The organism is Vibrio sinaloensis, assembly GCF_023195835.1.
GTDB classification, from domain to species: domain Bacteria; phylum Pseudomonadota; class Gammaproteobacteria; order Enterobacterales; family Vibrionaceae; genus Vibrio; species Vibrio sinaloensis_C.
Genome location: NZ_CP096200.1, coordinates 840,552 through 854,463 on the forward strand (window position 1 = coordinate 840,552; position 13,912 = coordinate 854,463).

14 protein-coding genes are annotated in these 13,912 nt (G+C 48.5%); 9 read left to right on the top strand and 5 right to left on the bottom strand.

Features of this window, described 5'->3' with window-relative positions; genetic code table 11:
- Nucleotide 1: 1 nt before the first annotated feature.
- On the top strand, nt 2-907 hold the full coding sequence (locus MTO69_RS17315) for a DMT family transporter (RefSeq protein WP_248334681.1): 906 nt from the start codon (nt 2-4) through the stop codon (nt 905-907).
- A 116-nt stretch (nt 908-1,023) separates the two neighbouring features.
- Nucleotides 1,024-2,022, top strand: a complete 999-nt coding sequence (locus MTO69_RS17320; protein WP_248334682.1) for a succinylglutamate desuccinylase/aspartoacylase family protein — start codon at nt 1,024-1,026, stop codon at nt 2,020-2,022.
- A 112-nt stretch (nt 2,023-2,134) separates the two neighbouring features.
- Here MTO69_RS17320 and MTO69_RS17325 read toward each other — a convergent pair whose 3' ends face one another.
- From MTO69_RS17325 to MTO69_RS17340, 4 genes are all read right to left on the bottom strand, one after another.
- Entirely contained in the window at nt 2,135-2,866 is a 732-nt protein-coding gene (locus tag MTO69_RS17325; RefSeq protein WP_248334683.1) for a hypothetical protein, read from the bottom strand.
- 201 nt (nt 2,867-3,067) lie between these two features.
- A complete protein-coding gene (locus MTO69_RS17330) occupies nt 3,068-4,231 on the bottom strand; it encodes a glyceraldehyde-3-phosphate dehydrogenase (protein ID WP_248334684.1) in 1,164 nt (387 codons plus the stop codon).
- A gap of 138 nt (nt 4,232-4,369) precedes the next feature.
- Nucleotides 4,370-5,671, bottom strand: a complete 1,302-nt coding sequence (locus MTO69_RS17335; protein WP_248334685.1) for a phosphatase PAP2 family protein — start codon at nt 5,669-5,671, stop codon at nt 4,370-4,372.
- 21 nt (nt 5,672-5,692) lie between these two features.
- Nucleotides 5,693-6,973: a phosphatase PAP2 family protein gene (locus MTO69_RS17340; RefSeq protein ID WP_248334686.1), complete on the bottom strand. Its 1,281-nt coding sequence runs from the start codon at nt 6,971-6,973 to the stop codon at nt 5,693-5,695.
- Nucleotides 6,974-7,436: 463 nt separating this feature from the next.
- Here MTO69_RS17340 and MTO69_RS17345 point away from each other — a divergent pair, with 463 nt between their 5' ends.
- The 6 genes from MTO69_RS17345 (at nt 7,437) to MTO69_RS17370 (ending at nt 12,423) form a co-directional block, all read left to right on the top strand.
- The gene (locus MTO69_RS17345) at nt 7,437-8,138 is read left to right on the top strand and encodes an EAL domain-containing protein (RefSeq protein ID WP_248335605.1); all 702 of its coding nucleotides are present in this window, start codon (nt 7,437-7,439) and stop codon (nt 8,136-8,138) included.
- 189 nt (nt 8,139-8,327) lie between these two features.
- Nucleotides 8,328-8,618 carry a co-chaperone GroES gene (locus MTO69_RS17350; RefSeq protein ID WP_248334687.1) on the top strand — a complete coding sequence of 97 codons (291 nt, stop codon included), beginning with the start codon at nt 8,328-8,330 and terminating at the stop codon, nt 8,616-8,618.
- Between the two features lie 32 nt (nt 8,619-8,650).
- A complete protein-coding gene (gene groL, locus MTO69_RS17355) occupies nt 8,651-10,237 on the top strand; it encodes a chaperonin GroEL (protein ID WP_248334688.1) in 1,587 nt (528 codons plus the stop codon).
- Between the two features lie 265 nt (nt 10,238-10,502).
- Nucleotides 10,503-11,438 (top strand): CorA family divalent cation transporter, encoded by a 936-nt coding sequence (locus MTO69_RS17360; protein WP_248334689.1) that lies wholly within the window; start codon nt 10,503-10,505, stop codon nt 11,436-11,438.
- An 8-nt stretch (nt 11,439-11,446) separates the two neighbouring features.
- On the top strand, nt 11,447-11,995 hold the full coding sequence (locus tag MTO69_RS17365) for a mechanosensitive ion channel domain-containing protein (RefSeq protein ID WP_248335606.1): 549 nt from the start codon (nt 11,447-11,449) through the stop codon (nt 11,993-11,995).
- A 32-nt stretch (nt 11,996-12,027) separates the two neighbouring features.
- Nucleotides 12,028-12,423: a DUF2391 family protein gene (locus MTO69_RS17370; protein ID WP_248335608.1), complete on the top strand. Its 396-nt coding sequence runs from the start codon at nt 12,028-12,030 to the stop codon at nt 12,421-12,423.
- Between the two features lie 14 nt (nt 12,424-12,437).
- Here the strand turns inward: MTO69_RS17370 and MTO69_RS17375 are convergent, their stop codons facing one another.
- Entirely contained in the window at nt 12,438-13,382 is a 945-nt protein-coding gene (locus MTO69_RS17375) for a helix-turn-helix domain-containing protein (RefSeq protein ID WP_248334690.1), read from the bottom strand.
- A 119-nt stretch (nt 13,383-13,501) separates the two neighbouring features.
- Here MTO69_RS17375 and MTO69_RS17380 point away from each other — a divergent pair, with 119 nt between their 5' ends.
- The gene (locus MTO69_RS17380; RefSeq protein WP_248334691.1) at nt 13,502-13,894 is read left to right on the top strand and encodes a rhodanese-like domain-containing protein; all 393 of its coding nucleotides are present in this window, start codon (nt 13,502-13,504) and stop codon (nt 13,892-13,894) included.
- The last annotated feature ends 18 nt before the right edge of the window (nt 13,895-13,912 follow it).

A 13,912-nucleotide genomic window follows, 5' to 3' on the forward strand; every position in this document is an offset into this window, starting at 1 on the left:
GATGACAACGGCAGCGGGTGAGTTAAAAAAAGGAAGTTTTAGGTTTCCGTTAACCGAATCATTGTTATTGCTGGTGGCTATTTTTTGGGGCACCAGTTACGGACTAACCAAGAGCGCGTTGCTCTATACCAGTGTGTTGGTATTTATATCGATTCGTTTCTCGATCACTTTTCTATGTATGCTACCTGTAGTGATTCGAGACTTTCGCCGAGGACTTAACAAAGACTGGAAGATAGCCATACCAACCGGTTTTATTTTATCGGCGATTTTTTTCTGTGAGGTGTTTGGGGTCTCTCAGACCACAGCATCAAATGCGGCTTTTTTAATCAGCTTATCGGTGATTTTGACCGCGTTTGCAGAGTTAGTGATCAACAAAAAACGTGTCAGCAATACGTTGTGGATGCTCACCGTGTGCAGTGTCGTGGGCGTGGTATTGCTGACCAGTAATCAAAGCATTGAGCTGTCATTAAACAGTGGCGACTACTTTATTCTGGCGGCAGCGGTATTGCGAGCACTCATGGTCACGCTGACTAAGCGTTTTACTGAAGGAAAAGTGATCACCACGACCACGCTCACTTCGTTGCAATCGCTGGTTGTAGCTGCTGTAGCGATTGTCTGTGCATTGGCGTATCTGCCCGCAGAGCAAATTGTGATACCGACCAACCATGAGTTTTGGCTATTGGTTGCTTACTTAGTGCTGTTTTGTACTTTGTTCGCCTTTTACGTACAAAACTACGCAGTGCGCCGTACTTCGCCGACTCGGGTTTCGCTGTTGATGGGCAGTGAGCCGCTGTTCGGAGCATTATTTGCGATGCTATGGCTGCAAGAGTCGTTGTCGCCAGTTCAACTGCTCGGCGGAGCCTTGATTCTATTCAGCGTGGTTGTGACCTCGACCAAAGAAACCTAAACGAGCATGGGTTTGATGAGCTCCAAGCTACTCAAACACCTATTTACGTATTAAAGTAGCCAACACAAACACCTAAGGCGGGTAATCGAACCCCGCCTTTTTTTGTGAGGAGCGCGATGACTAAACCACTCAACGAATGTATTGTCCCCATGTATCCAACGCTTCAGGCGCTCGATGTCAATGCACTTGAGCCGGGAGAGCACAAATTTTGGTTTGCGGTGGCGACGGACGCGATAGGCCATCCACAAACACTGCCCGTTCGAGTGTTTAAGGGCGAAAAGCCCGGAAAACGCATCGTGATCAGCGCCGGGGTTCATGGTGATGAGCAAAATGGTATTCTCACCGCCCAGCAAGTCGCTCGAGCTCTGGAGGGGCAAGCGATAGCGGGTTGCATCACTATAGTGCCGACCGTCAATCTTTCTGGCATTGCTCGCCATAGCCGCGACTTTCACTCGGCGGCGCCTGATAGTTCATCGGCTAACCTTAACCGACTGTTTCCCGGGGATCCCCATGGCGATGACGCCAGCCGTTATGCCCACAGTTTATGGGAGAACTTATTCAAACCCAATGCAGATTTAGCGATTGATTTGCACTCGCAAACCAGTGGTAGCGCGTATCCGCTGTACGCGTTTGCCGACTACCGCTTGCCTGATGCACTTAAAATGGCGCGTTTAATTCACCCAGATGTGATTCTTAATGATCCGGGTGACCCCGGAATATTGGAGACGGTGTATAACCGAGCGGGCATTGCTTCGATTACCATTGAAGTTGGCGTGGGGCGTTACACCGATCTCACTATGGTCAAGCGAGCAAGTGAGGGTGTTTTGAACGTACTGCGTGCTTATCAGCTGATTGCGGGAGAGTTACTACCGAGCAACCAAAGGGTTATCGAGGGGAGTAAGATTATTAGTGTCCGCGCTGAGCAAGGTGGATTTGTGGTTTGTCATGTTGAGTTGCTAGAGCACGTTGAGCAAGGACAGAAGCTTGCTACTCAATACAACAGCTTCGGCGATGAAGTTCAGACCTACTATGCTCCCTCCGCGGGCACAGTGATCAGCCACAACGTCGAATCGGTACGTGCGCCAGGCTCCTTGGTGGTGCGTTTGATTGAATAAGCCTGCCTTAGACAAAAAAAAGCCCCAACTCAGTGGGGCAAAAAGTAAGTGTCGTGCAGTGGATTTGCATTTTTTAAGCGGGGCGAAAATAGGCAAAGCGCCCCAAACTTAGTTAGAAGTAGTAGTTAGCTTGCAGCCAAGTTACGGTATCTTCTTTTTTGTCTTTGCCTACCCCTAGTCCATTTTTAACGGTACCTTTGATTTTGCCAGTGTGTTCGACTTTAAAACCAACGGAGATGTTGTCTGTCAACATGTAGCCGCCGCCGACTTCAACTTGATTGGTGAACTCTTGGCCTTCAACGTGGTAAGTGGTCTTAGGGTTCGCGTAGAGCCAGTGGCCGCTATCAAAACCGTACATTGCGTACAAGCCAGCTTGAGCAATGGCACTATCTTTCTCTAGGCCAATCTTGTTTTTACCATCTTTAGATGCGCTGTAACCTGCAGAGAGCATTGGGAACACCATTACGTTGTCGGTTACGGTGAACTTGTAGATTGCACCACCAAGAACCGTAGTGCTGTCTGCGCTGCCCATTACATCCACAGAGTAGCCAAGGCCATCGGTGACGTGGAAGTAGCGACCGCGGTAGTTAAATGCGTCTTTGCTATCTGGGCGTTTGCCATCGGCGTCTTTGGTGTTGTCAAAACCTAAGTCGAGTTGGAAGATGTTAGCGCCTGCGCCGTACATCATATTCACTTGACCTTTGTCTTGGGTACCACTGATACCTACAGTAGAGAAGCTCGCGGTCGGATCACCGTAGTTCACTTCTTGTTGCTCAGGAGCTTGGTTTGCCATTGCGCCAGCACTGATGCCTGCGAGTAGTAATGCTAATAGAGATCTTTTCATGGGGGTATATCCTAGTTCGTTTAAGTTGGAGCTATTATGTATCGGACGAGGCAAATGGTTAAATTAATAACTATTCGATATTTATATGGATGGTGCAATTTCTCTATTGACGGGGTGTCAATGATTGCTGGTGTGAATAAAAAAGGCCTGCGCGAATGCAACAGGCCTGACTGATAGAGTGATGATATGAACGAAGTTGAGTTACCAAGCGCCGCCGAACTGAATATACACCGCGGTCTCTTTTGGTCCAGTGGCGACATCGAGGCCAGTAGTTAAGCCTAATTGGCGAGCAATTAAGTAACGAAAACCTGCGCCACCTGCTTGATGCCATTTTAGATCTTCAGCTTGGGTGTCATTCTCAAACGCCGCACCGGCACCGGTAAAGCCAAGTACCGTCCAGCGGTCATCAATATCGTAACTGACCTCAACTTCGGCTACGGCAGTATTGCTGGCCTGAATGGACATGGCGGCTATCCCTCTTAAATCTACAAACGGACGGGCATAAAAGGTGTAGTCGCCTTCAACACGTTTAACATCGCCGCGCAGAGCTAGCCCCCACTTGTCTGATAGGCGGCGATAATTGTGTACATAGCCGTGATACTTGGTGTATTTGTCATCGCCGCTACTCGCACCATCGTGCACGTTGACTGAGTGGTAATTGACCTTCACTCCGGCTTTGGTACCGACATTGGGCGCAAACTGATGGTCACGATTATCGTAAGTCAGCTTAAAGGCGATATCGCTGTCAGAGAGCTCTTGTGGCACAGGTTCACCAACGAGGTGATCAACCAATGGCATGCTATTTTTGGTCGCCATATAGGTATAGCTCGCTCCAGCAAAAAAGTTACTTTCACCGAGTCTGACGTCGATATCTTGAAAAAAGTACACCGCATCGGAGTTCACCTCGACATTCGCCGAGTCGACCAAGTTATATTTAAGGTTGACGTCGGCTTTAAACAACCCACCCAGGTAACGAACCTTGTCGTCAAACCAGTTGCCAGAGTGAAAACCACCGTACACTTTAGTGCCATTGTCGGTGGCGAGCCCAACTAAGCCAGAGACACTTGACGGAATGTTGGCCACCTCTTCACCGGCTAAACGCGCTTGTTTACGTTGCTCCGATTCATGGAAGAACAGCAGTGCACCGCCGCCACCAACGCCAACGGCAGGATCTGTAACCATGATTGGCATTGGCAAAAAACCGGTCGCGTTGTCGAGAATAAATTGACTGGCATCCATTCGGCCATCTTGCGGATCGCTAAATTGGTCAAGTAGCCCAGCGTTAGAGGTGTACGAGGCGCTGCACAACGCCAGAGCCAAGCTGAGTTTGGTCAGTGTTGACCATGTAGATGTAGATGAGTTCATAATAAACCTGCATGAAATAAGTCGGTATCAAGAGTTGATGCTCCATTGCTTAGTTGGCTCTTGATGGTCAATCACGCTGGTCCTTGAGCGAGAGTCGTATGACGCGCCAAGCGTGAACAAGGCGCGTAGAGTTCTAAATTAAAAACGGTTGGCGAAGCTCAGCACCACTGAGTCTGAATGATACTTGGCCGACACACTGCGCCAATCGCTGCGTGATGTCGCGTACTTAAGGCCAAAATCCCACTCGTCGTTTAGGGCATAATTTAGGCCCGCCTCGGCGTAGGAGACATTGTTGCTGCCGGCAAATTGGTATTGCCCAGTGGCGAATGCAGACAGCCCGCCAATCAACTGATAGCTGATTTTACCGGTCAAAGATGGCATCAGTTCGATACCGCCCTCTTTGGCATATTGGCCACCGCGCAAATAATCCGCCTCAAGCTCGACTAAATAGCCGTATAGGCCAGCCCCGGCTGAAAGCTTGAGATCGTCGTTAACTTGATAGTGTTGGTAGTACGAACCACCGACACTCCATTGTTTGAAGGCAATGTAAACATCAGAGCCATCGTTGTAGACTTTGTTGTCAACGCTGAAATTGCCACTCGCTGTACCAAAGCGACGTGTCTCACTTGGCATCAGTTGGATATCAAATGAGCTGTCGTCGTCCAGTTGATACTCGTAAGTGACGGCAGAGAACGGCTGGTGGTCATCGACTAACTGTGAGTTAGGCATCAAATCTTGCGCGCCAAGTTCACGCAATGAATCGGTGGTGTTAAAGCCGACGTCAAGCTGGAAACGCTGACGGCGCTCTTTCTTCAGTGCACCCGTACCACGCTCGCGCCCTTGGTCGTACTGCAAGGCTTTGTCGCTGATAGAAACCCCTAAGGTTAGGCCTCCATCGCCATTTGGCGCTGCCGAGAAAGCCACGCCATCATTGGTATAAGGGCTGACGAAAAATTGATTGACTAAAAAGCCAATACTGGCGCCCGCTAGGACATCGTCAGCATAGTGACGGTTACCATGTACCCGGCTTGCCGCGACAAAGGTCGCGCCAGCATAAGCTGGGAGCCCCCACGCTGCGCCGTAGCGACTGTGCAAGAAGGCGGCACCAGAGAAGGCCCCGGCTGCGTGGCCAGACGGGAACGACTTGTAACTCGCGCCCGCTATGTCTGAGTTGGGACGATAACGACCAACGGTATTTTTGGTTATCTCGGTAATGGTTTGCGCGGCAATGACCGAAAAGGTTAATTGTTTGGCGCCTTCAAAATCGTCATAAATCCAAGAGGCGAGCAAACCTGTGGCTGGGATAGCAATGACTAAGACATCACCCGCTTCAACAATGTCGTCGTCGACCGATTTGTTGATCGCGTTGAAATCTTGTGCCTGTGCTGAAACACTGAGCAGCGAGGCGAGAATAGCAGAGCAAAGTATCGATTTTTTCATAACAGCGATTCCCTTAGCCGATTAAAAGTGGTTGGTAACAGACAGCACGACAGATTCGGATTTAAAGCGCACTTTTGACTTACCCCAACGGTTGTCGGTGTAAGCGTATTTCATCGCCACGTCCCACTCGGGATTGATGGTGTAGTTTACCCCGGCCTCTGAGGCGAAAGCGCGGTCATCGCTAAGTGCTTGGAAGTCGAACTTGCCACGCAGTGACCAATCTTGATGGAACTGATAATCCAGCTTACCAGTAAAAGACGGCAAAACAGGATACGAGGTTAACGCTGCGTGCGCGCCACCATTGCTGCGATCGGCTTCAAGTTCGATCAAGTAGGCGTAAAGTCCGGCGCCGGCAGAGAGAGTGAGTTGATCGTTGAGCTCGAAGTGCTTGATGTAAGACGCGCCAGTACTCCATTGGCGTAAAGCCAGGAAGACTTCTTCTCCCGCCGTGTACGTGACGTTGTCGAGTTGAAAACCTTCTGTTACCTTGCCCGAACGACGGGTTTCATTGGGTGATAGCAGCACTTCGAGTGAGGTGCTGTCATCAATTTTGTACTCATACAGCGCAGTGGCATACGGTTGATACGGGTCGAGTGGCGCTGAGTTTTTAATCGTCTGGTTGGCGCCCAGATCCGCCATGGTATCGTAAGTGTTAAAACCAATATCCAACGTAAATGAGTGACGTTTCTTGCTCGGATAGGTTGGGTTGTTGCGCTGCCGATCGCTCTCGTAATCAAGCGCTTCATTGGTCACGCTGACATTAAGCATCATGCCATCTTTCATTGGGGCCGCGCCAAAACTCACCCCTTCAGGCGTATATTCAGAGACAAAAAATTGATTGGTCAAAAAGGCAATGCCAGCGCCAGCCAATACATCGTCAGCGTAGTGTCGGTTGCCATGAATTCGACTCATTCCAACAAAAGTCGCCGCTGCATAGCCAGGAATACCCCATTTAGCGCCATAGCGGGTTTGCAAGAATGCTGCGCCTGAGAAAGCAGCGGCGGTATGCCCTGAGGGGAATGAGGCGGTATTGGATGCATTGGGGCGGATACGACCAACGGCAAACTTACCTGCTTGCACGATACCTACGGTCGTCGCTAGTGAGTAAGTTAACTGTTTAGCGCCCTCAGCATCATCATACAGCCACGCCGCCAACAAGCCGGTTGCCGGCACGGCGATTTGAATGTAGTCACCGGCGACGACATAGTCATCGTTAGTGTTATCTGTGATTGCATTGTTTGCCACTGCATAGCCACTGGTCAATGCCAAACCGATGGCTGTTGAAATTAGACGTCTGTTCATCCGAAACACCGTATAGGTTGTGAATTTAATTCGCTTATTTTGTTAATTAAACTAACGCACATGGGTCTAGATTACGCTATTAAATCCACATCTCCATGTGATTGATATCACGCAAATTGTCAACTGCAATAATATTTGCGCTTGTATTGATATTGGTTATGTTTTTTCACTTTGTGCGGTAGTTATACCTAAAGTAGGCCACTAGAAGACAACTAGGTACTATCAAGATATTTAATAGGTCAATCATTTGGCTTGAAATAATTGGAGTTTTTACTCCATAGTGTGGCTAACCATTTGTCGTCGGTGAAGAAATCACGTTTTTGTTAACCCCAATATCACAGAGAATCATCTTTGCGCTATGCTGCATAGATAGCGTGTAATGATCAGAGAGCCAAAAATGACCCAAGAATCAGACATTGAGTTTCCAGCTAAATGTGAGCAATGTGAGTGTCGTAAAACTAAAATGGGCGACTTTACCATGGCGTTTCAGCCCATTTGGGACTTAAAGCAACAGCAACTGTTTGGATACGAAGCGTTAGTCAGGGGGGTTAATAATGAGTCGGCTTTTCATGTGTTGTCTCAAGTAAATGACGAAAACAAATACCATTTTGACCAGCAGTGTCGCGCCAAAGCCATCAAACTGGCTGCAGACCTCGGACTCGATACCATTTTAAGCATCAACTTTTTACCCAATGCAGTTTACGAGCCACAGCAATGTCTTGCGACCACGCTCAGGTTGGCCGACAAATACGATTTCCCACTCAATCGGATCATGTTTGAGTTTACCGAAGTGGAGAAGATGCGTGACACCGAACATCTGAGAAATATCGTCGAATGTTACCGAAAGCTTGGTTTTTTAACCGCCATCGATGATTTTGGCGCCGGTTACTCAGGCTTGGGATTGTTAGCCGATTTTCAACCCAATATTGCTAAGTTAGATATGGCGTTGATTCGTGATATTGACTCATCAACCAGCCGCCAGGTGATTGTCAAAAACTGTGTCAATATGTTTAAACAGCTCAATATCACGGTGCTGGCTGAGGGGGTAGAAACCGAAGAGGAGCTAGCGTATCTCAAAACTTTAGAGGTTGATTTGGTACAAGGATACCTGATTGCCAAACCAGGGTTTGAGAGCTTGCCGCAACCTGATTTATCCAAGTTGTGATGCGCTTCGGTAATGATTAAAGGTGGACATGTTCCGCCTTTTTTATTGTCTCGATAAAAATTTTTTATCAATTCTAACTCTTGAAGTCGCACACTCTGCCCCTATTTTAATCCTCGGGACCCGAAGAGGAGTCCGAAACTAGTATCTCATTTGTCTTTTATTTATTGGTTCAAGTAGGAGGCACTCTCAATGAACATTCGTCCTTTAAATGACAAGTTGATTGTTGAACGACAAGACGTTGAACAGCAATCTGAAGGAGGAATCGTCTTAACTTCTCAGTCTGTTAAACCTTCGAATCGTGGCAAAGTCGTGGCTGTTGGTCTGGGTAAACGCCTAGACAATGGCGATCGTGCATCGATGGAAGTCAAAGTAGGTGATCAGATTATTTTCAATGATGGCTATGGCGTAAAAACAGAGAAAATCGACGGTAATGAGTACCTGATTTTGTCTGAGTCTGATGTATTGGCCATTGTAGAGTAAGTGCTATTTCATTGTTTAGTTAGGAGATAATCATGTCTGCAAAAGATGTTTTGTTTGCCAATGACGCTCGCCAAAAAATGTTGAAAGGGGTTAACTTGCTCGCAGACGCGGTCAAGGTGACGCTAGGACCTAAAGGTCGCAATGTCGTTCTAGACAAATCTTTTGGTGCTCCCACCATCACTAAAGATGGGGTATCTGTCGCCAAAGAGATTGAGCTCGAAGACAAATTTGAAAATATGGGCGCTCAGATGGTGAAACAGGTGGCGTCTAAAGCGAATGATGAAGCGGGCGACGGTACCACCACGGCGACTGTGTTGGCTCAAGCTTTCATTAATGAAGGCTTAAAAGCGGTCGCATCGGGCATGAACCCAATGGATTTGAAACGAGGCATCGACAAAGCTGTTGATGCGGCGGTGACTGAGCTACGTAGCATGTCGAAACCATGCAGCGACAGCGAATCTATCACTCATGTTGGTAGCATTTCGGCCAACAGCGACCGTGCGATTGGTGAAATCATCGCTCAAGCGATGGAGAAAGTGGGTCGTAACGGGGTGATTACTGTTGAAGAGGGTCAAGGGCTGGATAACGAACTGTCGGTGGTCGAGGGAATGCAGTTTGACCGCGGTTACTTGTCGCCGTATTTCATTACCAATCAGGAATCAGGAAGTGTCGAGCTAGACAACCCCTACATTCTACTGATTGACAAAAAAGTGAGCTCGATTCGCGAGTTACTGCCAACGCTTGAGGCGGTAGCGAAAGCATCACGTTCGCTACTTATCATTGCCGAAGACATTGAAGGCGAAGCGTTGGCAACGCTAGTGGTCAATAACATGCGTGGCATCGTTAAAGCGTCAGCAGTGAAAGCGCCAGGTTTTGGCGATCACCGTAAGGCGATGATGCAGGATATCGCGGTGCTCACCGATGCGACTGTGATTTCGGAGGAGATTGGTCTTGAGCTTGAGAAGGTGACCCTAGAGCAACTAGGTAGTGCGAAGAAAGTCACCATCACTAAAGACACGACGACCATAGTCGGCGGAGCAGCCGCGGAGAGTGCGATTCAAGATCGTGTTGCTTCAATTGAAAGTCAGATTGAGCACACCACCTCTCAATACGACAAAGAGAAGCTACAGCAACGAATTGCCAAGCTCTCTGGCGGTGTCGCTGTGATCAAGATTGGTGCGGCGACTGAAGTGGAGATGAAAGAGAAGAAAGATCGAGTTGATGATGCTCTTCATGCCACTCGCGCGGCGGTTGAAGAGGGCATTGTTGCTGGTGGTGGTGTGGCGTTAACTAAGATCGCTAAGTCGTTATCAGGCCTCAAAGGCGATAACGAGGATCAAAACGTTGGTATTCGCGTTGCTTTGCGCGCGATGGAAGAGCCACTGCGTCAAATTGCTGAAAACGCCGGTGATGAGGCGTCAGTGATCGCCAATGCGGTGAAAGAGGGTGATGCGGAATATGGCTACAACGCGGCGACGGGCGAATTTGGTAACATGATCGAAATGGGCATCTTAGACCCAGCCAAAGTCACTCGTTCGGCGCTGCAGTTTGCCGCTTCGATCGCTGGTTTAATGATCACCACAGAAGCTATGGTGACCGAGCACCAAGCAAACGACTAACACTTTAGCCATAATAGAGTAATCAAGCGGGCCTCATCGCCCGCTTTTTTGTGCTCTGCTCGAAGCGCTAGGACACTAAGATCAACCAGAATAACTATCTGATCATTTTTACTGCGGAATTATCGGTATAACTATTTATCCCGGCAGGTTAAATCTCAGCGACAATGCGCGGAATTAGTTGGTTTTTAAAGAAATTAATTGCGCCACGCGGTTTTTTCATCCATATATTAACAAACTCGACTATTCGCAAAATCAAGGACGCGTGATGAGTGACTTTATTATTTCTCGCTGGAGCTTTTTATCCGCAACAGCGCAGCTTGAAGCAAACGAGCCTGGGCCGATAGAGGCAAACAACTGGTATCACTGTCAGCGTGATCAACCAGGGTTGCGTCCTTGGTTAATGGAAAATCAAATTCCTGAAGGCATTATCGATTCGCTACTCGCCGATGACACCCGCCCGCGCTTTGAGAGCTATGACGATGGCAGTTTTTTGATTATCTTGCGCGGAATCAACCTTAACCAAGGCTCTGAGCCAGATGACATGTTGAGTTTGCGCATTCTTTGGTACAAAGGGACGCTGATTTCTACGCGCAAGGTGCCGTCGCGGGCAGTCTCAACACTGATTAATCAGTTGGAACAGGGCAAAGGGCCCAAAAGCCTTGATGCTGTGTTAGTCACTATGATGAACAGCATCAACCGGTTGATCGCAGATTTCCTCACCCCGATTGAAGATAAAATTAATGAGCTGGAAGGGGAGGCGCAGAGTCATCTCGATACCCTCAATCAGCTGCATTTTCGACTCTTGAAGTTGCGTCGCTATCTAAAGCCGCAACGGTATGTGTTTGAAGATCTGATTAGTGCCGAAGTCACACAGTTAGAGGCGCAAAAGACACAAGTGAAAAACGGCCTAGATCTGATTTTGCGCATCAATGAATCGATTGAGTTTTACATGGACCAAATCAATCTCCAGTTGGCCAATGTGGCTCAAAGACAGAGTGAGTTGATGAATCGAAATACCTATCTTTTTTCGATTATTGCTGGCATCTTCTTGCCCGCGAGTTTTTTTACCGGCCTGCTCGGGGTCAATATTGGCGGTATGCCCGGGGTGGATAGCCCGACCGCCTTTACTCTGTTCTGCATTGCGCTGGTCATAGTGAGTGTGGCAGAAGTGATTATTTTGAGAAAATTGAGGTTTATTTAGTGGAACAATTGGAGCAGCTTTGGCCGTTAACGTTTGTCAGCAAACAGGCACTACTAGCGACGTTATTGATTGTGGGTTATCTGGTCATACGCCGCTTGGGTCTGCGCTGGATTTCTCGTTTAGCGGGTAATAAACGGGTGTCGCTAGAGCGCACTAAGTTTGTGTCGAAAGCGTTTAACTTTATGGCGTTTATACTGTTTGTTTCCTTTTTTACCATTATTCTCGATTTAGGTTTTGGTGATATATCGCTGTTCCTATCGTCGATTTTCGCGGTCTTGGGGGTGGCACTGTTTGCTCAATGGTCGATACTGAGCAACTTGACCGCCAGCATATTGATCTTTTTTGTTTTCCCTTACCGAATTGGCGACACGGTCAAAGTGGCAGAAAAGGATGAAGACATCAGTGGTGTGATTATTGATATCACCATGTTCCATGTTATTTTGCGCCATGCCAGTGGCAATATCATCACTTACCCCAATAGTTTGATCTTGCAAAAAGGCGTGATCAAAATTGTGGCGAAAAACCAAGCCGAAGCGGTCAAAGCTGACGCAGAGTAAGGCATGAATCCGCTAAGGAGTAGAGCGTGTCGATGAAGTTAAGCTTTAATTTTGAAGATGCCGGACAAATTTTTGTCGGCGCGTTCGCATTAGCGGTGCCAATCTCGTTTTCTGAAGAAGCATGGCGCTTGGGCGAGACACTGCCCACCGCTAATTTGCTGATGCTCATGGTTTTATCGCTGACATTTTTGACGCTGTTTACTTATGAAAGTGTGTTTCAACGTGATGTTCGCCAGCGTAAAGGCGTGTTTGTATTGCGGATTGTGTCAGCATATCTGATGGCGGCACTGGTAGTGGCGTTGGTGTTGGCATGTATTGACCAACTGCCGTTGCTGGAAGACCCGACCACCGCCTTAAAGCGAATCATTGTCATCACTATGCCCGCGTCCATGGGCGCAATCGTGGTCGATAGCTTTGATAAAGAGTAGTGCCCACAACGGTGCTACGGCTGTTTGTCACCAAATTGCTTGCGATACTGCCCTGGCGACACTCCCATTAGTCGACGAAAGTGATGACGCAAAGTGGTCGCATTGTCGAATCCTGCTAGGGAAGCTAGGCGCTCAATTGGGTAGTGACGCTCTTCCAATAGTCCTTTCGCTCGTTCTACTTTCTGCTGAATCAGCCACTCTTTCGGTGAAAGGTCAAAGCTGGCGCGAAATTTTCGGTCGAAAGTACGCCGCGACATGCTGGCTCTTTCGGCGAGATCGGCCACTGTGATGCTTTTATCCAATTGGCTGTTGGCCCAATCGAGGGCTTGTGAAAATTGATTGGGTACCTCTAGCATCGGGGTGTCAACAAACTGCGCTTGCCCCCCTGAACGATGAGCTGAGATGACCAAACGTTTCGCGACTTGGTTGGCGATTTGGTAGCCGAAATCGTGGCGGATCACCGCCAGCCCCAAATCCAACGCCGCCGCACTGCCTGCCGAGCAGCCAATATTGTCAGCGAACACATACAGAACATCAGGTTGATAGTCGACTTGTGGAAACTGCTGACAAAACTGCGCTTGATACATCCAATGTGTCGTCGCCTTTTTTCCATCTAATAACCCTAAACGAGCCAATAAAAAAGAGCCCGAACATAAAGTGAGCACTCGCTTTCCCATCTGCACGAAGCGACGTACCTGCTGCTCAATGGCGTCGGGAATGGGGTAATCCCATGTTGGCCAGCCGGGGATAATCAAGGTGTCATAGTCGTCGAGGCTCTCTATCTGCTTGACTGTCAAACCCACTCCACCGGTGGTGTGAAATTGTTGCTGTTCAAGGCTGATCACTTGTGCCTGATACCAGTTGTCAAACTCGGGCCTAGGCAAGGCAAACAGTTCCACCGCGCAAGACATCTCAAACAAGGTGAGGTGAGAGTGGGCAAGTATCGCGACTTTTATCATAATCCTTCCCTAGTTCATTTTGGCTGATTATTAACGATAACTGTCTATCAAGCCAATGTCACTCATTTTGCCTTGCTGTCATGATGGAGACACATTGGTTCATTAAGCAAGGAGTCGCTATGACAAGTGCCGTATCTCGAGTAAAAGCCGCCAATAGCCAACAAGCATTAGCGCATTTTCAACGATTACTAGAATTTGAGACAGACTGTTGGGATGTGCACCACGCGCTGTCCAACCAGCGCCAAGATTTTGTGTTGCTTGATGTCCGAGGTGAGGCGCTGTTTGCTGCCGGACATATCGAAGGTGCGGTCAATATTCCACACGCGAGGCTCAACCCTACCACCTTGGCTGACTACCCTACTGACGCGCTGTTTGTTGTTTATTGCGCCGGGCCGCACTGCAACGCGACCGAGAAAGCGGCGATTCGCCTGGCAAAGCAAGGGCGTGCGGTCAAGAAGATGATCGGTGGCGTCACCGGTTGGCTAGATGAAGGCTTTGAGCTCGTCAGTTAGCGCTCACCTTTTAATTAT